The sequence below is a fragment of the Natronospira bacteriovora genome, assembly GCF_030848495.1.
GTDB lineage: Bacteria > Pseudomonadota > Gammaproteobacteria > Natronospirales > Natronospiraceae > Natronospira > Natronospira bacteriovora.
In genome coordinates, this window is sequence record NZ_JAVDDT010000002.1 from 439,181 (window position 1) to 464,446 (window position 25,266).

26 protein-coding genes and 2 tRNA genes are annotated in these 25,266 nt (G+C 59.0%); 22 read left to right on the plus strand and 6 right to left on the minus strand.

The genetic code is table 11. The features are described from left to right. The first annotated feature begins 114 nt into the window (after positions 1–114). The 7 genes from RBH19_RS04810 to RBH19_RS04840 all read left to right on the plus strand — a co-directional run bounded on the left by RBH19_RS04810 (position 115) and on the right by RBH19_RS04840 (position 7,067). Positions 115–429, plus strand: a complete 315-nt coding sequence (locus RBH19_RS04810; RefSeq protein ID WP_306727830.1) for an integration host factor subunit beta — start codon at positions 115–117, stop codon at positions 427–429. Between the two features lie 141 nt (positions 430–570). Then, positions 571–861, plus strand: a complete 291-nt coding sequence (locus tag RBH19_RS04815; RefSeq protein WP_306727673.1) for a LapA family protein — start codon at positions 571–573, stop codon at positions 859–861. Further along, complete coding sequence (gene lapB / locus RBH19_RS04820; RefSeq protein WP_306727674.1) at positions 851–2,074, plus strand: lipopolysaccharide assembly protein LapB; 1,224 nt, start codon at positions 851–853, stop codon at positions 2,072–2,074. The genes RBH19_RS04815 and lapB overlap by 11 nt, the downstream gene beginning before the upstream one ends. 119 nt (positions 2,075–2,193) lie before the next feature. After that, entirely contained in the window at positions 2,194–2,463 is a 270-nt protein-coding gene (locus RBH19_RS04825) for a helix-hairpin-helix domain-containing protein (protein WP_306727675.1), read from the plus strand. Positions 2,464–2,648: 185 nt separating this feature from the next. Continuing rightward, positions 2,649–3,530, plus strand: a complete 882-nt coding sequence (gene galU, locus RBH19_RS04830) for a UTP--glucose-1-phosphate uridylyltransferase GalU (protein WP_306727676.1) — start codon at positions 2,649–2,651, stop codon at positions 3,528–3,530. Between the two features lie 329 nt (positions 3,531–3,859). Further along, positions 3,860–5,191, plus strand: a complete 1,332-nt coding sequence (locus RBH19_RS04835) for a S8 family peptidase (protein WP_306727677.1) — start codon at positions 3,860–3,862, stop codon at positions 5,189–5,191. 175 nt (positions 5,192–5,366) lie between these two features. Beyond that, complete coding sequence (locus tag RBH19_RS04840) at positions 5,367–7,067, plus strand: hypothetical protein (RefSeq protein WP_306727678.1); 1,701 nt, start codon at positions 5,367–5,369, stop codon at positions 7,065–7,067. A gap of 38 nt (positions 7,068–7,105) precedes the next feature. On the opposite strand, the gene chrA is transcribed toward RBH19_RS04840, so the two are convergent. Beyond that, positions 7,106–8,284 (minus strand): chromate efflux transporter, encoded by a 1,179-nt coding sequence (gene chrA / locus RBH19_RS04845; RefSeq protein WP_306727679.1) that lies wholly within the window; start codon positions 8,282–8,284, stop codon positions 7,106–7,108. Positions 8,285–8,286: 2 nt separating this feature from the next. Continuing rightward, a complete protein-coding gene (locus tag RBH19_RS04850; protein ID WP_306727680.1) occupies positions 8,287–8,676 on the minus strand; it encodes a DCC1-like thiol-disulfide oxidoreductase family protein in 390 nt (129 codons plus the stop codon). Positions 8,677–9,104: 428 nt separating this feature from the next. Here RBH19_RS04850 and RBH19_RS04855 point away from each other — a divergent pair, with 428 nt between their 5' ends. The 9 genes from RBH19_RS04855 to RBH19_RS04895 all read left to right on the plus strand — a co-directional run bounded on the left by RBH19_RS04855 (position 9,105) and on the right by RBH19_RS04895 (position 14,566). After that, on the plus strand, positions 9,105–10,511 hold the full coding sequence (locus RBH19_RS04855) for a tyrosine-type recombinase/integrase (RefSeq protein WP_306727681.1): 1,407 nt from the start codon (positions 9,105–9,107) through the stop codon (positions 10,509–10,511). Then, the gene (locus RBH19_RS04860) at positions 10,508–10,918 is read left to right on the plus strand and encodes a hypothetical protein (protein ID WP_306727682.1); all 411 of its coding nucleotides are present in this window, start codon (positions 10,508–10,510) and stop codon (positions 10,916–10,918) included. Before RBH19_RS04855 ends, RBH19_RS04860 begins: the two co-directional genes overlap by 4 nt. Before the next feature lie 76 nt (positions 10,919–10,994). Further along, complete coding sequence (locus RBH19_RS04865; protein ID WP_306727683.1) at positions 10,995–11,219, plus strand: helix-turn-helix transcriptional regulator; 225 nt, start codon at positions 10,995–10,997, stop codon at positions 11,217–11,219. 490 nt (positions 11,220–11,709) lie between these two features. Further along, positions 11,710–12,531, plus strand: a complete 822-nt coding sequence (locus tag RBH19_RS04870) for a hypothetical protein (protein WP_306727684.1) — start codon at positions 11,710–11,712, stop codon at positions 12,529–12,531. 108 nt (positions 12,532–12,639) lie between these two features. Further along, positions 12,640–12,951 (plus strand): P27 family phage terminase small subunit, encoded by a 312-nt coding sequence (locus RBH19_RS04875; RefSeq protein WP_346433172.1) that lies wholly within the window; start codon positions 12,640–12,642, stop codon positions 12,949–12,951. An 89-nt stretch (positions 12,952–13,040) separates the two neighbouring features. Continuing rightward, on the plus strand, positions 13,041–13,247 hold the full coding sequence (locus RBH19_RS04880) for a hypothetical protein (protein ID WP_306727686.1): 207 nt from the start codon (positions 13,041–13,043) through the stop codon (positions 13,245–13,247). Then, entirely contained in the window at positions 13,207–13,812 is a 606-nt protein-coding gene (locus RBH19_RS04885; RefSeq protein ID WP_306727687.1) for a hypothetical protein, read from the plus strand. The genes RBH19_RS04880 and RBH19_RS04885 overlap by 41 nt, the downstream gene beginning before the upstream one ends. Then, positions 13,809–14,045 carry a hypothetical protein gene (locus RBH19_RS04890; RefSeq protein ID WP_306727688.1) on the plus strand — a complete coding sequence of 79 codons (237 nt, stop codon included), beginning with the start codon at positions 13,809–13,811 and terminating at the stop codon, positions 14,043–14,045. The genes RBH19_RS04885 and RBH19_RS04890 overlap by 4 nt, the downstream gene beginning before the upstream one ends. Then, positions 14,042–14,566 carry an HK97 family phage prohead protease gene (locus tag RBH19_RS04895; RefSeq protein WP_306727689.1) on the plus strand — a complete coding sequence of 175 codons (525 nt, stop codon included), beginning with the start codon at positions 14,042–14,044 and terminating at the stop codon, positions 14,564–14,566. The genes RBH19_RS04890 and RBH19_RS04895 overlap by 4 nt, the downstream gene beginning before the upstream one ends. A 400-nt stretch (positions 14,567–14,966) precedes the next feature. On the opposite strand, the gene RBH19_RS04900 is transcribed toward RBH19_RS04895, so the two are convergent. Together RBH19_RS04900 and RBH19_RS04905 are read right to left on the minus strand one after the other, a co-directional pair. Beyond that, positions 14,967–15,890, minus strand: coding sequence for an SH3 domain-containing protein (locus RBH19_RS04900; protein ID WP_306727690.1), 924 nt, complete (start codon positions 15,888–15,890; stop codon positions 14,967–14,969). Further along, positions 15,883–16,245, minus strand: a complete 363-nt coding sequence (locus RBH19_RS04905) for a hypothetical protein (RefSeq protein WP_306727691.1) — start codon at positions 16,243–16,245, stop codon at positions 15,883–15,885. Before RBH19_RS04905 ends, RBH19_RS04900 begins: the two co-directional genes overlap by 8 nt. A 221-nt stretch (positions 16,246–16,466) precedes the next feature. On the opposite strand from RBH19_RS04905, the gene RBH19_RS04910 reads away from it, so the two are divergent. Further along, the gene (locus RBH19_RS04910; protein ID WP_306727692.1) at positions 16,467–16,775 is read left to right on the plus strand and encodes a hypothetical protein; all 309 of its coding nucleotides are present in this window, start codon (positions 16,467–16,469) and stop codon (positions 16,773–16,775) included. A gap of 265 nt (positions 16,776–17,040) precedes the next feature. Here the strand turns inward: RBH19_RS04910 and RBH19_RS04915 are convergent. Then, a tRNA-Asn gene (locus tag RBH19_RS04915) sits at positions 17,041–17,116 on the minus strand. 83 nt (positions 17,117–17,199) lie between these two features. Next, a complete protein-coding gene (locus RBH19_RS04920; RefSeq protein WP_306727693.1) occupies positions 17,200–18,387 on the minus strand; it encodes a pyridoxal phosphate-dependent aminotransferase in 1,188 nt (395 codons plus the stop codon). Positions 18,388–18,558: 171 nt separating this feature from the next. On the opposite strand from RBH19_RS04920, the gene uvrB reads away from it, so the two are divergent. The 5 genes from uvrB to thrS all read left to right on the plus strand — a co-directional run bounded on the left by uvrB (position 18,559) and on the right by thrS (position 25,266). Beyond that, complete coding sequence (gene uvrB / locus RBH19_RS04925; protein WP_306727694.1) at positions 18,559–20,577, plus strand: excinuclease ABC subunit UvrB; 2,019 nt, start codon at positions 18,559–18,561, stop codon at positions 20,575–20,577. 133 nt (positions 20,578–20,710) lie between these two features. Continuing rightward, the gene (locus RBH19_RS04930; RefSeq protein WP_306727695.1) at positions 20,711–22,219 is read left to right on the plus strand and encodes an AAA family ATPase; all 1,509 of its coding nucleotides are present in this window, start codon (positions 20,711–20,713) and stop codon (positions 22,217–22,219) included. 29 nt (positions 22,220–22,248) lie between these two features. Further along, on the plus strand, positions 22,249–22,926 hold the full coding sequence (locus RBH19_RS04935; RefSeq protein ID WP_306727696.1) for a hypothetical protein: 678 nt from the start codon (positions 22,249–22,251) through the stop codon (positions 22,924–22,926). Positions 22,927–22,995: 69 nt separating this feature from the next. Beyond that, a tRNA-Val gene (locus RBH19_RS04940) sits at positions 22,996–23,072 on the plus strand. A 271-nt stretch (positions 23,073–23,343) separates the two neighbouring features. Then, on the plus strand, positions 23,344–25,266 hold the full coding sequence (gene thrS / locus RBH19_RS04945; RefSeq protein WP_306727697.1) for a threonine--tRNA ligase: 1,923 nt from the start codon (positions 23,344–23,346) through the stop codon (positions 25,264–25,266).

The window sequence follows — 25,266 nt, forward strand, 5'->3', positions numbered from 1 at the left end:
GTGAAAGTGAAGGAAGATCCGCGCCCTTCGGGGCGCGGTTTTTCCGAGCTTTCTTTGCCATAATCCGCATCCATATAATAATTCAGAGGGAGATGGGGTCAGGGCATGAAGAAAATCACCAAGTCCGAGCTGATCGAGGTTCTCTCGAACCGATTGCAGCATCTGCCCGCCAAGGATGTGGAGCTGGCGGTCAAGACCATCCTGGAACAGATGAGCAATTCCCTCTCCAACGGGCGGCGAATCGAGATTCGCGGCTTTGGCAGCTTTTCCCTCCATTACCGTCCACCGCGCATGGGCCGGAACCCCAAGACCGGGGAGTCCGTGGCTCTGTCCGGAAAGCATGTTCCTCACTTCAAGCCCGGCAAGGATCTGCGTGAGCGGGTCAATGATGGCTTTCAGGAAGAGCTGGCGCGCGCCGAAGAAGCCTGAAGCCTGCCGGCCTGTGCTAAAGTTCGCCTCTGGAGACCCGTCCGACTGCCCATGGGCCCGCCAGCCATGTGTCAGATTTTCACTGGCCGGTGATCAGTGACGCGATGGGATCGGGGATTGAGTACCTGGAGTGAGCCTGTCATGCGTTATGTTCGACTCGCCCTGCTTGTGATCTTCATGCTGGTCGCCATTATCCTGACCTGGGTGAATACCGCTTCGGTCGAACTGCATTACCTACTCGGCAGCGTCAGCCTGCCATTGCCCATTGCCCTTTGGGCCGCCGTCGTGATCGGTGTCCTGTCGGGTTTTCTTGCTGCCTTCGGCATGGTCATGAAGATGCGCTCGGAAAATGCCCGACTGCGGCGTGCCATCCGTCTGGCGGAAACGGAAGTCAACAATCTCCGGAGCCTTCCGATCAAGGATGGACGCTGAACTTTTCCTCATAATTCTTCTGGCTTCGCTGGCCACACTGTTGCTGGGGTGGTTGTTTGGTCGCCGTCACCGTGGTGGCGGCAATGCCGGGGCAGGCGGGACGGCCATGCGGGCGGACTATTACCGTGGCCTGAATCACCTGCTCGAGGAAGAGCCAGACAAGGCCATCGAAGTCTTCATCCGCATGGTCGAGGTGGACAGCGATACGGTCGAAACCCATTTTGCCCTCGGCAGCCTGTTTCGGCGGCGGGGCGAGGTTGATCGCGCCATTCGTATCCACCAGAACCTGATTGCCCGCCCCAATCTGAGTCGGCATCAGCGCCACCAGGCCCTGTTTGCCCTGGCCGAGGATTACATGCGGGCCGGCCTGCTGGACCGTGCGGAAAGCCTGTTCCTGGAGTTGACCGATGTACGGGCCTACATGCAGGCGGCCCTTGGGCGTCTGGTCACCATCTATGAGCAGCAGAAGGACTGGGAGCAGGCCATTCTCATGGCGCGCAAGCTAGAGCTGGCTTCCGGGCAGCCCCAGTACGAGCGGGCGGCCCAGTATTACTGCGAACTGGCCGAGCATCATCTAGCCGGGCGGGACCTGCGCCAGGCCCGGCGTTTTCTCAAGCGGGCGGAGATGTTTGATCGGCGCAATGTCAGGGCGGCCCTTCTGCGTGCACGACTGATGCGGGAGGAGGGGAATCCCAAGGCGGCCATTCGCGGTCTGAGGAAGGCGCTGGAAAGCGATGTGTCCCTTGCCCTGGAGTTATTGCCTACGCTGCATCGTCTATTCCAGGAGATCGGTCATCCACAGGGGTTTTCGGCAGTTCTTCAGGAGCTGCAGCGTAGTTCCGGAAATGCCGTTTCCCAGATTGCCCTGGCGGCCATTGTGGACCCCACCATCAAGGACCCGGAGGCCGAGGCCTGTATCGCCCAGTACTTGCGCAGCGCGCCCGGATTGAAAGGGTTTACGGATCTGGTGGAACTGCTCACCGGCGAGCCACCCGAATCCTCGGAGGCGGGCATGCGGCCCCTGCGTCATGCGCTTCAGCGTTTCCTGGAAGCCGCTCCGCGTTATCGCTGCAGTGAGTGTGGATTCACGGCGCGCCACCTGCATTGGCAGTGTCCGAGCTGCAAGAATTGGAATACAACACGCCCGCATTACGAAATTGCCCTACCCACGGTACCGCAAAATCCTACAAGCGGAATCGGCATTGACCGCTGACCTCCACGATTTTTCCTGTCCATAATCACAACCGTCGGGATGAGGGACATCCCGGCGGGGGGCCAGCCAAATCGGGTTGGCTGATTGTGAAAACGGAAAATCGTGAAAGGGGTTGAACCATGAACAATCGCTTCAAGGCACTGATTGCGGCCACTCTCTTTTTCCTTGCCCACGGGCTCTTCGCCGGGCAAGCCATCAATATCAATGAGGCAAGCGCCGAAGAAATGGCCGAAGCCCTGACGGGTGTGGGCCAGGCCCGTGCGGAAGCCATTGTCGAGTTTCGTGAGGAGCACGGCCGCTTCATGAGTGCTGACGACCTGGCGCTGGTGTCCGGTGTCGGGGAAGTCACGGTGGAGCGTAATCGCGAGCGTATTCGCGTGGATGACTGAGACTCTCGCCGGTCAGCGGTGAGGGAGTGCGGAAGGGCGGGGACCTGCGGGTTTCCGCCCTTTTTCATGATGGCAACTTTCCTGATTGTGACGGTTTCAAGAATTCGCTGGCTTCGGCCTTTCATGGCAGCTCGGGTCGCATTAGACTGTCGCCGCAATGCCACAGAACCGATCTGGAGATCCGCGTGAGCAAGAAGATTCGCAAAGCCGTGTTTCCCGTTGCAGGCCTGGGTACCCGATTTCTGCCCGCCACCAAGGCCAATCCCAAGGAAATGCTGCCTGTCGTTGACAAGCCCCTGATTCAGTACGCTGCGGAAGAGGCGGTGGAAGCCGGCGCCGAGGTGTTGATCTTCGTGACCGGGCGCAACAAGCGGGCGATTCCCGATCATTTTGATCGTGCCTACGAGCTGGAGAATGAGCTCGCCCTGCGCCACAAGAACGAGCGCCTGGAAGCGGTCCAGAACATCGTCCCGCCGGGAGTGGATTGCGTCTACATCCGACAGGCCGAGGCTCTCGGCCTGGGTCATGCCGTGCATTGCGCCCGCAACCTGGTGGGCGACGAGCCGTTCTTCGTGGTGCTGGCCGACGACCTGGTTCACGCCAACGGGCAGGGCTGCCTGAGCCAGATGCGGGATCAGTACGAGAAACTGGGCGGCAGCATTCTGGGTGCCCAGGAAGTACCCATCGAGCATGTCTCCCGCTATGGCATCGTCGATGGCGAGCCGGAAGGCGAAAACATCCGCCGCCTGCGGGGTATGGTGGAGAAACCGTCTCCGGACAAGGCACCCTCCAACATGGGCGTGATCGGCCGCTATGTGCTCACCCCACGAATCTTCGACCTCCTGGCCACCACCGGCCGCGGTGCCGGCGGCGAAATTCAGCTCACCGACGCCATCGACCGCTTGCTCAAGGAAGAACCGGTGTATGCCTTCAACTTCGACGGCAAGCGCTACGACTGCGGCGACAAGCTCGGCTACCTGGAAGCCAACGTGGAACTGGCTCTGGCCCACCCCGAACTGGGCGAAGGCTTCCGCGCCTACCTCAAAGACTTCCTCAAGACCCTATAAGAATAAAAGCGCCGCGAGATGCACGCGAAATGACTGCAAAATAATGAAGAACGAAAGACAGCGAACAGTAGCGCGATCTGATTGAGCGCGCTGATTCCGATGGATGTGAGGATTTTCGCGGCCTGAAGGTTCCTGTCAGCGTCTCGTGATCTGTCTTGCTGGACAATCGCAATTTGCAATCGATATGACAGTGAACTATTTTTTATTTATCGCCGTAGGATTGCAGGCGATAAAGTATAAACCATGACAGAAGGAACCTGCCGTGAAATATCTTTTGACTCTCTCTCTCTCTCTCTCTCTCTCTATTCTTAGCTACACCTCTGAATGCCATGGAACCGCCCTGGGTGGGTACGGATGGCAGCAGGTTTGAGAACAATCGCTGGATTGTCGGGTTCAATCGACAAGACGAGTTGCCATCGCAGGCGGTTGGCGAGCTTGCCCATCAGCTCGGTCGCCAGCTGGGTTTTCAACCGTTGCTCGTTTTCGAGCACGTCCATCGTGGATTTCTGGTGGAGTTGCCGGAGCACCCAGCCCGTTCACTTGAGCGAAATCCGAATATTCGTTCAGTGCGAAGAGATCGTGTTGTGCATACCCTGAGCGGAACAACGCAGCAAGAGGCGGATTGGAGCCTCGACCGGATAGATCAGCGTGATCTCCCCCTGTCCGGTTCCTATTCCTACGACTATGATGGGGCCGGCACGCGGATCTACGTGGTGGATAGTGGCGTCAGACTGACTCACGAGCGTTTTGGTGGCAGGGCCCAGCGTGTGTACGACCGTTTCGACAGTGACTCCGATTACAGGGAAACCTGTGATACTGACTATGTGTGCTGTGTGGACGACTGCGGCAGTGTCTGTCCTATCCCATCGCCGGGGCAGGGTGATGGAGCTGCCACACCGAATTTTCACGGGACCGGGGTTGCCGGCAAGGCGGCGAGTGGTGTTCTTGGCGCTGCTCAGGGTGCGAGTATTGCGGATGTGCGGGTACTCAATTGTCGCGGCGCCGGTATGGTCAGTGATGTGATTGATGGTTTGGCTGCTATTGCATCGCTGGAGTCTGCTGCGGGGGGAAAGTTGGCAGTGGTGAATTTGAGTATCGGATTCCCCCATACGGAAGCGGACGTAACGGATCTCGAGGAGGCGATACGGGATCTACCAAGTAATCTTCTGTTGGTGGCGGCAGCCGGGAATAAAAATACGGATGCCGCTACGCTGGTCCCTGCCAGAATGGCCGAGGTTATTACGGTAGGCGCGAGCACCGAGAAAGATCGGCGTTATTGGGTGAGCAGTGAGGTTGGCTCCAATTACGGTGATGCGGTCGACCTGTTCGCACCGGGGCACAATGTGGAGATGCCATCATCGGAGAATGATACCGCGACCCGGGTCGACTGGGGCAGCTCCTACTCCGCCCCTTTGGTCGCCGGTGTCGCGGCGATCCATGCCCAAGCGGAAGGTGGTTTTATATCCCCCGGTGCACTTCGCCAGGTTCTCATTAGCGAGGCTACCACTGGGCGCTTGACACATTTGTCTGGATCACCGAATCGTCTACTTTATCAGTCGCACAATACGGGAGATTCCGGTGACGACGGGTCGGGTTCCGGTGGTGGCGGATCGGGGTGTCCGTATCAGGATGAAGACGGGAACTGGATCATGTGCCCGTGACTCTTGCGACATCCATGATGAGAACGTGTCTTTCCGTTGCCGGGCTGATGGTTTGTTGGCTGCTTGTTGGCTTGCCTGTTTCGGCGGAGGCTGCCCGGGGCGAATCCCCGGGCAGCCTTGCGCCCGCCTCGGGTGTTTTACCCCCGTATGAGTCCTTTTCGCGCTTCACGGTCGCGTGTCGGCCTATTCCGATGACTATCTGTTGCTGGGTGTGCCGGATGCGAAAGACGCCCGCGGTGTGGAAGTGGGTGGCCTGATGATCGTTGCCCCGGGCGAGGACGGGTTGTGGCAACGTCGGGAGTGGATTGATGGTCTGGACATTGTCGGCCAGAGCGGATCGCTTTTTGGCATTTCTTCAGCAGTGGAAGGGGATGGCTTCTTTGTCGGTGCGCTTTGGGAGAATAGACTCTATAGCCTAGATAATACGGGCAAGGTATATCAGTTTTATCGTGATCCTGAGACCGGGTTTGTTGAGCATCTTCGCGAGATTGCGAGACCGGAGCCTGATATCGCACAATTTGGCACTGGTCTTGCTTCCGAAAGAGATTGGCTGATTGTCGGTGCGACCCTGGGCGAGGGTACCCTGCCATCAACCCTCGGGGCGGCCTATGTCTTCCATTGGTCAGATTCGGCGAATGACTGGGTGTACCAGCAGAAACTGCTGGCCCCGGACGGCGAAGAGGGCGGACGGCAGGATGCCTTCGGCTCGACCGTGAAGCTGGCTTATCCCTGGTTGGCTGTTCATGCACGCAATGCCTGGGTGGAGGACATCGGCGAGCGCAATGGTGCCACTTACCTGTTCCGCCACGACCCCGATGCCGATGAGTGGGCCTTCTTTCAGAAAATCTCGGCCGTGCTTCCCGACGAAGGCGCGGAGGCCAGTGACACGAAGCTGATGTATTTCAATGGGGCGGATCTGCTCTTTCATTCGGGCCAACTGAACGAGGACCTCACCCGTACCACTCGTCTCGAACACTTTGTCTGGAACGAGGATGAGGTACTCTGGCAGCGTTCTGCGGTCATGCGGGGGCCGGAGCGGGAAGCGGGCAGCTGGCATACTTACGGCTGGTCGGCCATGATTCGGGACGATCGCTTGTATCTCGGATTCCCATCCGCCTTCGATGAAGCAGGCCGGCGGGGTGAGGGCGCGGTGCGTATCTACGATAGGGATCCGGGAGCGGAGAACGGCTGGCGGTTCCGGGAGGAGCTTCGGCCACCATGGTCGCAATGGGGCACAAGACAACACGCCTTGGGTGTGGCTGTGGCGCCGGCCGGTCCGTATGGAGTTATCGTTCTGAGCGGTAACGACAGTATGTATCCAGGGCTGGGTAGCGCTGCCTATGTTTACCAGCCGGACGCGAAGCCAGTGCGTCTGTCGGTTTCGGATACCTGGACGGACCAGACGCCGGTTGCCGGTCGAACATTCAGACATCATTGGCGTATCGAAAACAGTGGCGATAGCCGGGCCACTAATGTCTTGCTTCGGATGCAGTACGCGCCAGGCGCCCCCGACGATGTCAGCGGCGAGAATGCCATTTGCGAGTGGAACAGCGTCCTCCAGTCCACTCTCTGCCTAATCGAGGAGGTTCCTGCGCAGGGGCATGTGACAGTGACCTTGAAAACCACTTCCCAGCGGGTGACCAACTACAGGATTGATGCGCTTTTGGTGTCTGATCAGATTGACGAAGACCCCGACGGGCGAGAGACCTCTGTGCGTTTGGATGTCGTCGAGTTTTGGGATGTCGGCGATGGTGTGGGCTGTGCCGCCAGCGGCCGCCCACCCACTGAGCTCCTGCTGTTCCTGTTTGTGACGATATGCGCTTGGCGATATCGTTTTGGACGCCCGGAGGATGGTACCCCAAGGGTATCAAAATGATTTTGCAACCATTTAGCCGCGCATTTTTCTTTTGATTGTCAGTAAATAAACCAACCTGCGCCGGCCGCGATGATGATGAGCAGCCAGATGGGCAGGCGGCCGGTGGCCAGGGTGGTCAGGACGGCGAGGGCGATGAGGCCATCGCGCCAGTCGGCGATGCCGGCGGTGAGGACGGGGTCGTAGAAGGCAGCCGCGAGGATGCCGACGACGGCAGCATTGACCCCGGCCAGGTGGCGGCGCAGGCGCTGGTTTTCCCGCACTCGCGCCCAGAAGGGCAGTATCGCCAGCAGGATCAGCATGCCGGGCAGGAAGATGATGGTCAGGGCCAGCAGGCCGATTCCGATTCCCCCGGCGACCGTGCCGACGAAGCCGCCAAAGGCGAACAGCGGTCCGGGCAGGGCCTGGGCGGCGCCGTAGCCGGCCAGGAAGGTGTCTTCGTCCATCATGCCGGTGGCAACCGTCTCGGCATGGAGCAGGGGCAGGACCACATGCCCACCGCCGAAGACCAGGGCGCCGGCTCGGTACATGGCATCGCTGATCGTCAGCCAGGTCGCGGGCGACAGCCAGGCCATGAATGGCAGACCCATAAGCAGCGCCAGAAAGAGTCCGCCCGCCAGCAGGCCGCCTCGTCGGTGGAAGGGCAGAGCAAGGGGTGAGCCTGTCTGTACGGCAACTTTGGGTACCAGCAGGGGCGCCAGCAGGGCACCGAGAACAATCGCGCCGATCTGCCCCACAGCCGTGAGACCAAGCAGCAGCGGCAGGCCCAGGGTGGTTGCCACGGCAAGGGCCGCAATCAGCAGGCGCTGCCAGTCCGGGGTCAGGCTGCGGGCCATGCCCCAGACAGCCCAGGCAACCACGCCCACTGCGGCGGCTTTCAGTGCCCGCACTGCCCCCTCGTAATCGCCTGGTTCAAACAGTGCCAGCCCGCTGGCCAGGGCAATCATGATGATGGCCGAGGGCAGGGTGAAGGCGAGCCAAGCCGCAAGAGCGCCTGTCAGCCCGGCCCGATGCAGGCCAATGGCGAAGCCGGCCTGGCTGCTGGCCGGCCCGGGCAGGAACTGGCACAGGGCGATCAGCTCGGCGTAGGTGTCGCTGGCCAGCCATCGGCGTCGCTCAACGAATTCTTTCTGAAAAAAGCCCAGATGGGCAATCGGACCGCCGAAGGACGTCAGCCCCAGAAGCAGGAATACCCGGAAAACCTCCCACGAAGCCCTCATTCTCAATCACTGCCCTTGTCGGTTCTAATGGGTGGCACCCGGAGCAGGGTGAGCAGCAGCCGCCGCCCGACACGCAGCAGGGGGTAGCTCATGGCGCTGCGCCGCTCACTGGCATTCAGTGTCCGGAACAGGCGAAAGAACAGGCCGGAGGGCTCACTGAGCAAGGCCAGCATGCGGGCGCCACGGGCACCGTAATGCAGTTCGCCGTCAGTGATGACGGCGAAGCCTTCATCGAGATCCAGTCCGCGCAGATCCAGCCCCTGAATGTCATCCAGCGGAGCCGTGCGTGCATCGATGGCGTCGAGTTGAGCGCCACGCTGTCTGAGCCGGCTGGCCGCGACCAGTCGCCGGCAGATGGGACAGCGGCCGTCATAGACGATGCTTACCTTCATGCTCGGGCCTTGCGCGCGTGGATGGGCCGCACATCATGCTATGACGAGCCAGGCCGGGCAAGTTGCCGGGAAGGGCTGGGAGGCAAAAGAAAAGGGCCAGTCCACATGGAACTGGCCCTTCTCGAATCTGGCTCCCCGGGACGGGCTCGAACCGCCGACCTAGTGATTAACAGTCACGGAAGGCGACATTTCTGGACGCTTCAAATCACTAGGCGACCATTACAGTCAACCCCCAAAACCCTTGACAGGCAGGGCTCCCCGGCTTACCGTTAATTCAGGACATTTCCATTAGGTGCACAGCTTGTCGGCTCCAGTGTGCACCCAGTTGTGCACCCAATTCCTAGTGATGGGGAATGATTTAGGACGGTTTCGGGCCGTTTCTGGGTGCACAGAGGCACCGTTGGGTGCGCACGCGAGGAGAATCGGGCATGGCCAGAAAAGGCATTTCAGCGAAAAAGCTGGACAACCTGGAGGGTAAGCGCCGAGATTCGGCAACCCGCCTATGGGATGGGGACGGCTCCGGGTTTGGGGTGAAGGTGTCTGCTGCCGGGCGGCTGTCGTTCTTCCAGTTCTACTACGCTCCCGAAGGGACTACGGACAAGGACGGCAATGATATCTCCGGCAAACGCCGATTCCTCACACTGGGCACCTATCCGGCCATGACGCTAGGCGAGGCCCGCACAGCGGCGCTTAAGCAGCGCAAGCTAGTAGATCAGGGGGTAGACCCGCAGGAGCACGCCAGAGAGCAGCGAGAACAGGCCAGACGGGAGAACCGGAAGCGGGCCGAGCGGGGCACCCTTGCAGGCGTGGCGGCGCTCTACATGCGCCACATGCGCTCACGCGCGCGCTCACGGGAATATATAGACGCGGTGCGGCGTGGCTGGCATCGCGATGTGTTCCCGGTGGTTTCCAGAGAGACAAAGGCCGCCGAGGTGACGGCAGAGGATATTCAGTTGATCCTGCACCGCCCCCTGAGCCGGAATGCTGAGCATACCGCTAGAGTGCTCCGGGCGAATCTTCACAAGGCGTTCAAGCTGGCGATTCAGGCCGACCATGACCCCCGCAACCTTGGGAATCCGATCAAGTTCAAGGTGACTCACAATCCCGTGGCTGATGTGCCGTTGGAGGTCCATGTGACACCGGGGGATAGGGAACTGTCATTCGACGAAATTGGGCGAGTCTGGCGCGAGGTGGATCGTGCGACTCCCTACCCAAGTGATGCCCTGCTGATTCGTCTGCTATTGGCATTGGGCGGCCAGCATGTTCGCGAGGTGCGCGAGGCCGACTGGGCGGAGTTCGACTTGGCTGGGCGACAATGGCTGATGAAGGCTGCAAGGCATAAGAACCGAACCCGTGACCATCTTGTGCCCCTGAATCATTGCGCATTGGAAGTACTGGATGAACTGCGCATCCTTACCGGCGGGCGGGGCTATCTGTTTCCTCAAGTCCGAAGGCTCGAAAAGCCAATGCGGGCAGAGCGTCCGGGGGTGATCGTCCGGGCGCTGCTGGATGATATGGAAAAGCGTGGTGAGCCTATGGACAAGTTCACCGCTGCTGACTTCCGCCGAACCTGCAAAACCCGTATGCACGAGATTGGCATCCCAAAGACCACCACAAATCAGATTCACAATCACGACTTCGGTGGTGTAAGTGCGAAGCACTATGACCGCTATGACTATTGGGCCGAGAAACAACGGGCCATGACAGCATGGGATATTGCCTTGCGGGCTGCTATTAAAGGCAAGTCGATCTCCACGGCGGCCTGTCGGCGGGCGCTGCAGTGGACAGAGGCGGGCAGCGAAATTGAGCCTATCAGCATGGAGGGCCGGGCATGAGCGAAACCCAAGTTAAACGCTACTTGCGGGCAGCTTATAAGGCCGACCCAGATACTTTCAGTAGATTGGTGCGTGAATACCTTGAGCATGGTGAAGAAGTATTTGATGCCCCAAAGCCAGGCACAAATGCCGGACGGAAAAAGCAGATAGGCCTTGATAACTATGCGCTGCTATATGTCCGTGTCTCTAATTTGCGCGCAAGGGGCCTATCGGAAACGGCAGCCCTGAAAGAAATTGCGGAGCGTAAGGACTATTGGGCGAATCACGAAAGTGGATTTTCCACAACTATCGAGTCAGCGAGCACTGCTCGGAAGCATTTCAAGCATGCTGAAAAGATGTATAACGATGACCCGCTATTTCGTGAATGGGTTGAATTTCTGGTGTGGGCCTATAAGGCGATTACCTAATACCGTTTTGGTATTCATGGCATAGGATTGCGGCTCATATATTGCACTCGGGTTCACAACAAACCGAAGGTGCAATATGGAAAGATTAGAAAAGGAGGAAAGCCCGAGCCGCCTTTGCCGCAAGGCCGAAGTAATTGCCCGAACTGGGCTATCCGACACATCCATTTGGCGGCGTGAGAAAGAAGGCCGCTTCCCGCCGAGAATCCGCTTGGGTGCCCGTTGCACCGTATGGCGCGCCTGTGACCTAGAGCAATGGCTTGCAGATCCTGCTGGCTATCAGCGGGAGGTGGCCGATGTGTAGTCAATATCCTCCCGCAAACCAGCTTCGCGAAAACCCTCGACAATCCCTGGACCTTAACTACTGGCGTGAACTGGCCGCAAAGCACGGCCACCGTATGCCCCGCAGCGACACAAAGGGATGGCCCGCCCGCAAGCTGATGCGGCGATATGGAGTCACTCTGGCAGAGTTCCGAGCCGTCCACGGCTGTACCCCCACGAAATGGCGTGAATTAAACCCCAATTGGAGCCTAACTGGGTTTGCGGGCCTGCTCCTGGAGATCGTTGAAAATCGGTCTGAGAACCGGGGGCTTGAGTCGGAAGGGGCCGAAAAGTGGTGACAAACAAGGAAAAGGGGACGATGCAGCCGCCAAGCACACACCGTCCCCCGATTGACTCCCAACGAAAGGACATCACTGCCGATGGTAGCAACCGCGTCTGTGCCTGGCTAGTAGCTCTGAGCGTTCGAGGTTGGCTCCCCCTCAGTATCGGCTGGTGGGCCGAAAGGGGGCGTAATGGCTAAGCCGAGGAAGGTCAAAAAGCACTGTCGGGTTTATCAATACGAGGCAGACAGCGCGGCGTTCCGTTCGCTTTCACCAGAAGCGGTTTCGCTGCTGGTGCAGATGCGTTTGCTCTATAACGGAAAGGGAAACCGTGTGTTCATGAGTGTGAGAGAAATACAGCGGCGGGTCAATGTGGGCCGATACAAGGCCGAGAAAGCGCGTGATGAATTACTAGGCACGGGATTCATTCGCCTGCTTTCACAGGGGTCATTCAGCCGAAAAGCCCAACATGCTTCCGAGTATGCGCTGACCAATGAGGATCTGGATGACGGAACGCCAGCGCCAAAGGACTACATGCACTGGAAGCCGGGTCCAGGGGGCAGCGAACTGTCAGCATTGGGAAAAAACGCGGTGCTGGTGAGCGACACCGACGGTGCTTGTGAGCAACGCCGAGGGGCAGTTTCCGAACCTGCAATAAGGGCTGTCGGTGCTGGTGAGCAACACCGGGAAGGAGGATTTGTTCAATGTCTCGGTGTTGGTGGCAAACACACAGCTAAGTTACCAGAGGGAGTTGGTAGGGAGAGAGGGAAGATAATCAAAACAGGCGGACGAGTTGACTGCAAATGTGGCGGCGGCGCGTACCCAAATTGCGAGAAAACTGACGGTATGACGCTGCATTTCCACCAGTGTGGATCATGTGAGCGCGTAGACCGTTTTGTCTTGGAGAAAGGTGGCGCATACATCGCCAAGGATCGAGAAGCGCAACAGATATACCTGGAAGCAATGAAGGCAAAGGCTTTTAGGCAGGTGATGGTGACGAATGCTCAAAGGTGAAAGATTGGCGCTGTTCTCGGGAGGGGCGTCTTGTGTTTGTCACCGTGGACGACAGGAACGGAGAGGGATCCTTTGTAGAAAATTAATTGAGGAAATGCTTTGAAAAAATTGCCGCCCGAAAATCTGAGCCCGGAAGCTGCCGATTGGTGGAGTCGGCTGGTGACGGAATATGCCCTGGATGATGACGCGGGCCGCCTGCTGCTGCAAGTGGCCCTGGAGGCCTTCGACCGGATGCGGGATGCCCAGGCGACCATCAAGCGGGACGGGGAAACAGTCCTGGACCGATTCGGGCAGCCCAAGGCCCATCCTTTGTTGCCGACCGAGCGGGATAGCCGAGGGCAGATGTTGGCTGCTTTGAAGCAATTGAACCTGGACCTTGAGCCCCTGAGGGACGGTCCAGGCAGACCGCCGGAGGTTTAACCATGCCGACTGTTCGCAAACGCAGATCCCGCCGGAGGCAGCACGGCTGCCCAGCGGAGTTGGTGGACACATTCTCAGTGGGTGGGGGCATGGCCACCTACTCGGATGAGTGGCTGCGCCAGCAATGGAACCGCTACGGGCCCGCGTTCAAGGCCTGGTGGCATCAACACCACGGGGCGGATGATCCGCCTTTTATTGAAATCATCCTGGGTCCGCCAGAGGACAGCCAGGATGGCCAGCAGAGGAGCACGAACGATGGAAATGCAGAAGATTCTGAAGAAGATGTTTGGCGGTAACGGTTTGACGGTGGCCGAAGCCCAGTCCCTGAAGGACCAGAGCCGCCGCAGACTGGCTGAAATAGATAACCGGCTGGAGACCCTAACGAGGAAGGAGCGCCCGCATACGGTCCGCTATGGCACGCCTGAGGCTCTGTTGAAGCTGGACCAGGAGGCACAGAGGCTTAAAGCCGAATCCGAACAGGTCAGGGCCCGGCAATCGGAAGTCCGACTGGCCCTGAGAGAGGCTGAAGGGGTAGAGGCTGTGGCGGGAGCAAAGGAGTTCAAGCGGGGTATCGCAGATGCGGTAGCGGCTGCCGAGAGCTTGGAGCGTCAAGCGGCTGCAGCCAGGGAAGAAGTTTGCCAGAAGATCACGAAACTAAGCCAACTGCGCCGCAAAGCGGCAGAAATTAATCAGCCGGTGAGCAAACTGGACCTTCCTTTGGACTTGGCAAGGCGTGCTGCGGTTATTGCGAAGCGCGATAGGGTAGACCAGGTACGCCTTGTACGGTCACTGGCTCCCAGCAGTAGAAAGGTGACGCCACCGTCTGAGCAGAAAGGTGAAATCATACGGGAGGAAACATGAGAGCCGTCGAGCGTGCGGAGATCGGTCGCCGCCCACAGCAAACGGCTGATGATGAGCAGTTCCGGGGCATAGCCCGGCATCCCTTGGCGCGGCGGTGGCTTTTGCGTCGCTATCGGGAGGCCACCCGATTGGTGGCGACTGCCGAAAATACCCGAACCCGTGAGCGCTGGACATTGGAAGTCCGGCGTTTACAAGCGGAAATGTCCCGGTTGGGCATGGAGGAGAAGCGATGAAGATTCAGGGCTATGCCGCCGTGTTTAACTCGCTGTCCGCCGACCTTGGCGGGTTCCGTGAGCAGATCATGCCGGGAGCGTTCACCAGAACACTTACGGGCGGTACTGAAGTGCTGGCGTTTCACCACCACGACTATTCGCAGGTATTGGGCAGAACCGGGAACGGGAGCCTTCACCTATCCGAAAACAGTCGCGGGCTGCATTTCACGCTGGAACTGCCTGATACGACATTGGGGCGGGATACCTACGCCCTGGTTAACCGCCGCGACTTAGGGGCAATGTCGTTCGGTTTTGCGGTGCCGAACTCTAAGGGGGAATCGTGGAAGGAGACTGACAAGGGGCTTATCAGGAGCCTTCACGCTGTAAACCTGCTGGAGATATCCACCACTTCTATACCGGCATATCCGGCGACAGTGGTAAAGGGTGCATTGGCACCAAAAACTAATCATGCCCGTAGTCTGCGCCGCAGGATGAAGGCAAGGCAATTGGATTCGATTGCGGCACACTTGCAGGCGGCCTGAATCGGGCTAGGCGGATAACCGCCTGAGTCACCCGCGCGGCACGGGGCCCAAATGCCGCATAGCCCATCAATGGTTTAGAAATAATTATTTATCGTTGCGGAGAGACCACCAATTAAATATCGCTCCAAGCGCACACGACGGGATAATGTTTATAAAAGCTGAAATCAGAAAGATAGGAAACCAAGCAGAGTCAGGGGAGTTGGAGTCAATTATTAACCATGAAAAGAAAATATATGTGAATGGAAAAGATATAAAATAACTCCATTTCATCGCTCTAGACTCAATTTCCGCCTTCCTTTGGGTGTCTGTTGCTTTGTCTCTGATCTTCATGACCGCATTCAGGACGGAAAAGCTGGAGTGATGTGGGGTGAAAAACTAAAGGTATCGGGAATCACTGGGATTAACCGTCAATTAGAGTTATGTGTTCAACCGAGACCCAGCCGGATTGGTTCTTATTTCTCAGGTAATTGAAGTACTCGACATTAGCCCATCCGCCATTCATGTCTAACAACCTAAGTTTTCTGTTGGGGGGCAACACTTCTATTACATTATGTTCCGTGCTGGGGCCGGATCGGAGGTTAAGCCTGGTCGAGGTTACATAGAAAACTTCGTTTTTTTCTTCTGATAGCATTGATTTATATTGAGCGCTAATCGATCTTTCCAATTGCTCCACTGCAGATATTATTTCAGCCTGTGCTTCCTCGTGATTCTGCTTCGCGCTGTAATCCATTATCAGTGTAAATATAATCATCAGCCAAAATTCCCTGCTCAATGGTCCGGTTGGAGCTGATCTGAACTCTTCGGAGACATATTCCGTTATCTTTCTCGGGTCTTCGCTTCTTTCCTCCATTTCAGTTTGTAAGCGAATCAAGTGGTCGTATGATTCGGAAAATGCCAAGGGGCCATAAGTTGATGAAAGACGATCAGCCATTTCGGCAATCACGCGCATCGCGGGAGAGTCTTCTAGGCCGTAGAGCGCCTTTAGACTTCCAGCTTCTTGTATTTTCTCAATGAACCGGAAAGCAGGAGAGTTTTCCAGCGAGTGAGAATCCATTGCCTCAGACGCCTTCTCGGCTTGCCTGGCTAGTTGCATTTCTGGGAGGTTATTAAGTTCTTGAAGGTTATTGTAAAAGTCAGAGCGTATAAGTCTATCAACAGCTTTCTGTACTCGCGTGAAGTGTGGGTCTGTGTTTATGGTGTCAAGCTTTTCAATGGAGTTAATGGATTTGAAAATGGACTTATATGATTTCATGGCCGGCGAGTTTTCAAGAGCTTTTAGTGCTCTCAGTAAGTTTTTTGGGAGTTTTCCGCCTGCGTCAGTCATTGCTATTCAACTTCTTGTTTTGGAGCACGACAGGGATATTGAACCGTACTCTTGTCAGAGAGCTGTTTTCGCTCGACGATTGCCCGGAACCACCAAGTGAAATCAACCCAGACGCCACATTGATTCCAGCTTTAGAATCCTTTCCTTCCGTTATTGAAAGTGAAACATCGAAATCGATTAAGGTGGCAATCTGGCCGTTCATGGCTGGGAAAAAGAATCCACCGTCCTTATTTGCAGCCGTCCCGGCGATGGCCGGATTGATAATAGAATCGCTTTTTTCCGCAGCTTGCTTTGCATCTGATACGCCATCAACGATTTGTGTGAGGGTTTCGGTAATAAATTCCTTCAATTCCATTTGGCGTCTCCGTTTGGTATAAACCTGTGAACTCCGACAAGCATAGCTAATGATCAGGAATTTTGTAGGAAGTGTTGGTTTGGATTTTGCTGCTGACCACCAGATGAGAGCAGTAGCCGCCCTGAGGCACCGGAACAATGTTCATTGTCGCTGGCAGGTTTTCGCGTGGTGACGGTTTTTATACTTCGCTGGCGTGATTGAGTTATTTGGGAGAATTCTGTATGGCAGTTGTTGGTAAGAGAAGGATAGCGATTGAGGCAATTGCGGCAGATTGCATGCCCGATGCGTGGTGTATTACGGGTAGTGACGAAGGCGGGGGCGGTATCCATTTAAGACTCGAGCGGCAGGGTGATTGTCAGCCCTACTGGGTTCAGTTTCCAAAGGAGACGCTTGACGATTCCCTGTTTCACGACGACGGGTCAGTGTTGAGCGAGAGGGGCCGCGAATGGCTTACGGTTTTTTTCCGCGATCGGCTTGAAGAGTTGCCGGAAGGCGATGAGCGTATCTTTTTGTCGGCCGATATTGAGTGATCCCACCTGAGCCCCGCTTTAGCAACCTTGGCTGCGTCGGTTGGCATCGGTAGGAGAGGGCATTCTATTAGTTGCCGGGCTGGTATTCGGTAGGCTTCGACCGACATGCCTTGTCGGGCATTTTCGGCAGTCCCTGTCAGTGTTTCTTGGATGCTAAATCGTGGCAGCTCTACTGGCTTGAGCCGATGTGCACCCAGCTGTGCACCCAATTTCAGATCAGCAACAAAAAAGGGGTTAGGCGAATCGCCTAACCCCTTGCTTTTTCTGGCTCCCCGGGACGGGCTCGAACCGCCGACCTAGTGATTAACAGTCACCCGCTCTACCAACTGAGCTACCGGGGAATGGTGGGTCTCGCCTGAAGCGAGGGCGCTATCTTATTCGGCCAGGCCCTGATCGTCAACCGTCAGGGCCCGGCGATTTGTATTCAGCCTGCCAGGGCCTTGCGAATGCGGGCACAGGCGTCTTCCAGGGTGGCCATGTCGGTGGCGTAGGACAGGCGCATGTGGCCGGCCAGACCGAAGGCCGAGCCCGGCACCAGGGCCACGCCGGCTTCCTTGAGCAGGAATTCCGCCAGCTCGGTGTCGCTGTTGATGCCGTCCAGTGCCGCGATGGCCTCGCGGAAGTCCGGGAAGGTGTAGAAGGTGCCCATGGAGGGCTTGACCCGCACCCCGGGGATCTCGCTCAGCAGCTGGTAGACCTGGTCATGACGCTCCTTGAAGGCCTTGACCATTTCGGCCACCTTGCTCTGGTCGCCGGCCAGGGCCTCGGTGGCCGCCGCCTGGCTGATGGAGGCCGGGTTGGAGGTGGACTGCCCCTGGACCTTCTTCATGGCGCCGATGATCTTCTCCGGCCCGCCGGCGTAGCCGATGCGCCAGCCGGTCATGGCGTAGGCCTTGGAAACCCCGTTGAAGACCACGGTGCGCTCATACAGCTCCGGGGCGACATTGAGCAGGGTGACGAAGGGCTCGTCGGTCCACAGGATGTGCTCGTACATGTCGTCGGTGGCGATCAGCAGCTGCGGGTGCTTTTTCAGTACCTCGGCCAGGGCCTGAAACTCCTCACGGGTGTAGGCCAGCCCGGTGGGGTTGGAGGGGCTGTTCAGCATGACCAGGCGGGTCTTGTCGCTGATGGCCGCTTCCAGCTGTTCGGGGGTGATCTTGTAGTCCTGGTCCCAGTCCGCGGTCACGAAGACCGGCTTGCCACCGGCGATTTCCACCATTGCCGGGTAGGAGACCCAGTAGGGCGCCGGGATGATCACTTCATCGCCGGGGTTGACCACCGCCTGGCAGAGATTGAACAGGCTCTGCTTGGCGCCGGTGGACACCAGAATCTGATTGGGGGCGTAGTCGAGGCCGTTGTCGCGCTTGAACTTGTCGATCACCGCCTGCTTGAGCTCGGCGGTGCCGTCCACGGCGGTGTACTTGGTCTGGCCCTCGCGGATGGCGCGAATGGCCGCTTCCTTGATGTTGTCCGGGGTGTCGAAATCGGGCTCACCGGCGCCCAGGCCGATGATGTCCTGGCCGGCGGCGCGCAGCTCGGCGGCCTTCTGGGTCACCGCCAGGGTGGGGGAGGGCTGAAGTTGCTTGACGCGGTCTGAGAGAAAGTCGCTCATGAACCCCTTGCCTTGTTATTCTGTCGAATGAAGCCGCTGATTCGGCGGGTGACCCCGACCGAAGCGTTCAGCTGGCGAGAAAGCCCCCATTTTACCGGAGCGGCCGCCTTCTCACCAATCGGACGCTCAGGCCCGCCTGTGAGCGCAAATGGATCAATCAGAGGTTCCTCAATGACGTTCAAGCTGACCAGCCAGTATCAGCCGGCCGGTGACCAGCCGGAAGCCATCCGCAAACTGAATGAGGGACTTGCCCACGGCCTGGCCAGCCAGACCCTGCTGGGGGTAACCGGCTCCGGCAAGACGTTCACCGTGGCCAATGTCATTCAGGCCCAGGGCCGGCCCACCCTGGTCATGGCGCCGAACAAGACCCTGGCGGCCCAGCTCTACGGGGAACTGCGTGACTTCTTCCCCGAAAACGCCGTTGAGTATTTCGTTTCCTACTACGACTACTACCAGCCGGAAGCCTATGTGCCGTCCTCGGACACCTTCATCGAGAAGGACGCCTCCATCAACAAGCACATCGAGCAGATGCGCCTGTCGGCCACCAAGGCCCTGATGGAGCGGCGGGATGCCATTATCGTGGCCACCGTGTCGGCCATCTACGGCCTGGGTGACCCGGATGCCTACCTGAAAATGGTGGTGCACCTGGACCGGGGCGACCGCATCGACCAGCGCAAGCTGCTGCGGCGGCTGGCCGAGCTGCAGTACACCCGCAATGAGACCGATCTGCAGCCTGGCACCTACCGGGCCCGGGGCGAAGTGATCGACGTCTTCCCGGCGGAATCCGAGCGCGAGGCCCTGCGCATCGAGATGTTCGATGATGAGATCGAGAATCTGTCCCTGTTCGATCCCCTGACCGGGGAGATGCTGCAGAAGCTGCCGCGCTACACCATCTACCCCACCACCCACTACGTCACACCGCGTGACAAGCTCCTCGCCGCCATGGAGAAGATCAAGACGGAGCTGGCCGAACGGCTGGAGCAGCTACGCAAGGCGGACAAGCTGGTGGAGGCCCAGCGCCTGGAGCAGCGCACCCGCTTTGATCTGGAGATGATCAACGAGCTGGGTTACTGCAGCGGTATCGAGAACTACTCCCGACATCTGTCCGGCCGGTCGGCGGGTGAGCCACCGCCGACCCTGTTCGAGTACCTGCCGGACGATGCACTGCTGGTGCTGGATGAAAGCCATGTGACCATTCCCCAGATTGGCGGCATGTACAAGGGCGACCGCTCGCGCAAGGAAACCCTGGTGGAGTACGGTTTTCGCCTGCCGTCGGCCCTGGACAACCGTCCGCTCAAGTTCGAGGAGTTCGAGCGCCTGATGCCCCAGGCCCTGTTCATCTCGGCGACGCCGGGGCCCTATGAGAAGACCCATGCCGGGCAGACGGTGGAGCAGGTGGTGCGTCCCACCGGCCTGGTGGACCCGGAGGTGGATGTACGCCCGGCCAGCAGCCAGGTGGATGATCTGCTGTCCGAGGTGAGAAAGCGGGTGGCCGTGAACGAGCGGGTACTGGTCACCACCCTGACCAAGCGCATGGCCGAGGATCTCACTGAATACCTGGCCGAGCACGATGTGCGCGTCCGCTATCTGCACTCGGATATCGATACCGTGGAGCGCACCGAACTGATTCGCGACCTGCGCCTCGGGGAGTTCGATGTGCTGGTGGGCATCAACCTGCTGCGCGAGGGCCTGGATATTCCGGAAGTCTCCCTGGTGGCGGTGCTGGATGCCGACAAGGAAGGCTTCCTGCGTTCCGAGGGCTCGCTGATCCAGACCATGGGTCGTGCGGCGCGTAATGTGAATGGCAGGGCCATTCTCTATGCCGATCGCATGACCGGTTCCATGGAGCGGGCCATCGCCGAGACCCAGCGCCGGCGTGAGAAGCAGCTTGCCTTCAACAAGGAACACGGTATTTCACCCAAGGGCATTAAGAAGCGGGTGGCGGATGTCATGGAAGGTGCCTATGCTGATCGGGCGCCGGCCATGCAGCGAGCTCGCCGGGTGGCGGACACCGCCCGGCGCTACGACGCCATCACCCCGGATCAGGCCATGCAGAAGATCAAGAAGCTGGAAAAACAGATGTATGATCACGCCCGCAACATGGAGTTCGAAGAAGCGGCCACGCTGCGGGACGAGATCAAGCGAATCAAGGCGGATGTTTTGGGGATGCCCGAAGACAAGGCGGGCTGAAGCGATACGCCGGGTGTGTTTTTTCTCGTTGTCGTTGTCGTTGTCGTAATCGGCATTTACTCTTCAGTTAAAATCTCGACAACGACAACGACAACGACAACGATCATCAGCATTGCGGTGAGGGGGGAAGTAAATGACAACAACCAGGGCCAGCGGCACACTCAAGGCCGACAAGCACGAGCTGGCGGTTCAGCTGCGGGCCGGTAACGGCCTGATCACCATCGAAACCCGGGACGAACCCCGGGCCGAGCAGCTGTTTCATCATGTGCTGCGGGAAGTCATCCGCCCCCTGTTTCGCTGGACGGCGGCGGCCGGTCTGGAACGGCTGGACATGGATGTGCCGGCACCCCCGGATACGGATTCGCCGGAGAAGGTCCTGCGCCATATTCGCGATCGTCACAGCCAGGGCATTTTTCTCCTGCTGGACTTCCATCCCTACCTGGATAATCCCGTGCACCAGCGACTGCTGCGGGAGATCGCCCGCGGCGCGACACCCGACAGTCCCAATGTGGTGCTGATCAGTCCTCGCCTGGAACTGCCGTCCGAACTGCGTTCCCTGGCCACCCCCTTCGATCTCTCCCTGCCCAATGACGATGAACTGGAATACATGGTGCGGGAAGAGGCCCAGGCCTGGACGGATCATAATCAGGGCCGAAAGGTGCGGGCCAGCCGCAAGGCACTGAACTTGCTGGTGGCGAATCTGCGCGGCCTGCCCATGAAGGATGCCCGCCGCCTGGCGCGCAATGCCATCTGGAATGACGGTGCCCTGACCGAGAACGATCTGCCCGGTGTCATGGAGGCCAAGTTCCGCATGCTCGACCCCGGCGGGGTGCTGAGCTTCGAGATGGAGACCGAGCGTTTCGTCAACGTGGCTGGCCTGAATCGCCTGAAGGACTGGCTGCGTCAGCGCGCCCCGGTCTTTGCCAGTGGTGAGCCGCCACCGGGTCTGGATATTCCCCGTGGCATTCTGCTGCTGGGGGTGCAGGGCTGTGGCAAATCCCTGGCGGCCCGTGCGGTGGCTGGTGTTTTCGGCGTGCCCCTGCTGCGCCTGGATGGCGGTGCGCTGTATAACAAGTACCACGGGGAGAGCGAGCGCAATCTGCGTGAGTCCCTCAAGAGCGCCGAGTTGATGGCGCCCTGCGTCCTCTGGATGGATGAGATCGAGAAGGGCATGTCCGTCTCCGACACCGATGGCGGCACCTCCCAGCGCATTCTGGGCAGCTTCCTGACCTGGATGGCCGAACGTGACAAGCCGGTATTTCTGGTGGCCACGGCCAACGACATCGAGAAGCTGCCGCCCGAGATGGTGCGTCAGGGCCGTTTTGATGAGATTTTCTTCGTCGATCTGCCGAATCGGGACATCCGCCGGGCCATCATCGGTATTCACCTGCAGCGGCGCGAGCTCGATCCACGGGATTTCGACCTGGAGGCCCTGGCCGAGGCCAGCGAGGGCTATTCCGGGGCCGAGCTGGAGCAGGCCGTGGTCTCGGCTTGTTATGCCGCCCACGCGGCGGGACGCCCGCCGGACACCGAGGCCGTACGCACCGCCATCGGCAATACCCGCCCGCTGTCCGTGGTGCGCCGGGAGAGCATTGAGGCCCTGCGTCGCTGGGCATCGGAACGAACCGTGCCGGCGGACTGAGCGGGAAAGGGGGCAAGATGGTGTGGCGATTGAACTTGGGGGCGATCAGCCGTCCCACTCTGTTGAACGGTCTGGCTCGTGCGCTTGCTGCTGTTGTCGGCATGTCGTTCTTCACCATCGGGACGTTCTATCTCGCCATTCTCCTGATCGGTGGCTTATGGGAAGGTTTCGGACGTGGCAGCTTCACGGCCTGGTTCTTTCTGATGCTGCTTTATGTTTATGGCACCGCTTTTCTGGCTTTCCATGTCGCCTGCCGGCCGGGTCTCGTCCGAGGGCTGCTGCTGACGATACTGGTGCTGCCAGCCGTCGGCTCTTTCGTCCAGGTGGCCGGCACCGGTGGTGAATTGACCGCTGCCGTCGATACCTTTGCCGATAACCAGGATCCAGAGGCCGTGGCGGAAGCCGAAGCCCTGTTGCTGAAACATCAGCGCCGTGCCGGGAACCCGCCGCATGTTCAGCAGCTGCTCTTCCATCTCCAGAATGCCGACAGCGACCGACAACGTATTCGCTTGGTGCGTCTGCTGGCTCGGCTGACCCATCAGCATGAGCCCTCGCTCGAGTTGCTTCGTCGCCTGCGGGAAGAAACCCGCGGTGATCCGGAGCGCGCCGAGCTCCATGAAACGGTGGAGGAGGCGATCAAGGCCATTCGGCCGCCAGCACCCGCGTCGCCTGAAGGTGGGGCTGCTGATACCGCCGGTGCGGGCTGATGCGGAAAAGCAGGGTATTTGTTGACAGGGCGGGGCGAGGCGGTAAAATACGCGGCCTGCAAGCACTTTAGTCGCGTAGCTCAGCTGGTTAGAGCACCACCTTGACATGGTGGGGGTCGGTGGTTCGAGTCCACTCGCGACTACCAATTTTCAGGACTGATGCTTAGGCGTTGGTTCCAGTAGCGCGGTGGCAACCGCGGGGACTCTCACCACCGACGATGTCGGTGGTTGTTCGGCCCGTCCGTGGGCCTCACCCTTCGGGCTCCCTGCGGTCGCGAAATTTCGCTCCGGGCGAAATTTTCGAGTCCACTCGCGACTACCAGTTTTTCGGGAAAGCATCGTCGGCGCCCGCCACGATGCTTTTTCTTTATCCATGTGGCCCCTCGTACAGGCCACCACTGAAGAAAGGAAGGCCCAATGCCCGTCATTACCCTCCCCGATGGTTCCCGTCGTGAATTCGATCAGCCGGTCAGCATCCTGGATGTGGCAGCCGATATCGGCCCCGGTCTGGCCAAGGCCACTCTGGCCGGCAAGGTCAACGGTGAGCTGAAGGACGCCTGTGACCTGATCCGCGAGGATGCCGAACTGCAGATCATCACCCCGCGTGACGAGGAAGGTCTGGAGATCATCCGCCATTCCTGCGCCCACATGCTGGGTCAGGCGGTGAAGCAGCTGTATCCCGAGGCGAAGATGGCCATCGGCCCGGTCATCGAGGACGGCTTCTACTACGACATCCGTTTCGACCAGGGCTTTACCCCGGATGATCTGGAGAAGATCGAGGCTCGCATGAAGGCGCTGATCGATCAGGAATACGACGTGATCAAGAAGGTCACGCCCCGGGAGGAAGTGCTGCGGATCTTCCGCGAGCGCGGGGAGGACTACAAGGTGGCCCTGGTGGAGGACATGCCCGAGGTCCAGGAGATGGCCCTTTACCATCACCAGGAATACATCGACATGTGTCGCGGGCCCCATGTGCCCAATACCCGCTTCTGCAAGGCCTTCAAGCTGACCAAGCTGGCCGGCGCCTATTGGCGCGGTGATGCCGCCAACGAGATGCTGCAGCGGGTCTATGGCACCGCCTGGGCCGACAAGAAAGGGCTCAAGCAATACCTCAAGCGCCTGGAGCAAGCCAAGAAGCGCGATCATCGCCGCTTCGGCAAGCTGTTCGATCTCTTCCATACCCAGGAAGAGGCCCCGGGCATGATCTTCTGGCATGACAATGGCTGGCGGATCTACACCGAGATTCAGGACTATTTGCGTGCCAAGCTGCGCCGTGCGAATTACACCGAGGTGCACACGCCGGAAATCATTGATCGCAGCCTGTGGGAGAAGTCCGGTCACTGGGAGAAGTTCCGCGACGACATGTTCGTGACCGGTTCGGAAGAGCGGGAATTCGCCATCAAGCCCATGAACTGCCCGGCCCATGTGCAGATCTACAACCATGGTCTGCGCAGTTACCGTGATCTGCCCCTGCGCATGGCGGAGTTCGGCTCCTGCCACCGCAATGAGCCTTCCGGCACCCTGCACGGCCTGATGCGGGTGCGCAATTTCGTCCAGGATGACGCGCATATTTTCTGCACCGAGGCCCAGGTGCAGTCCGAAGTGTCCGATTTCATCGACCTGCTGTACGAGGTCTATGCGGACTTCGGATTCACCGACGTGCAGGTGGCACTGTCCACCCGGCCCGCCAAGCGGGTGGGTTCCGATGCCGTCTGGGATGAGGCGGAAAAGGCGCTGGAAGCGGCCCTGAACGAGAAGGGCCTGGACTGGCGCCTGCAGCCGGGGGAGGGCGCCTTCTACGGCCCGAAGATCGAATTCTCCCTGCGCGACTGCCTCGGCCGGGTCTGGCAGCTGGGCACCATGCAGCTGGATTTCTCCATGCCGGAGCGCCTTGGTGCCCAGTATGTGGCGGAAGATGGCGAGAAAAAGACTCCCGTCATGCTGCACCGGGCGATTCTCGGCTCCCTGGAGCGCTTCATCGGCATTCTGATTGAGGAATACGCCGGAAACCTGCCCACCTGGCTGGCTCCCACCCAGGTCGTGGTGCTGAATATCACCGATCGGCAGGCCGAATACGCGGAAAAAATCGCCGAAACCCTGCAGAATCAGGGTTTTCGGGTCGAGTCGGACTTGAGAAACGAGAAGATCGGCTTTAAAATCCGCGAACACACCATCCAAAGAGTGCCCTGGCTCGTCGTGGTCGGGGATCGCGAGATGGAAACAGACCAGGTAGCCGTGCGGACCCGGACGGGTGAGGATCTCGGCAGCATGAGCCGGGAAGCCTTCGCCGAAACGCTCCGGGAGGATATCGCACGGCTCGGTCGTCGTTTGGAGGATTGA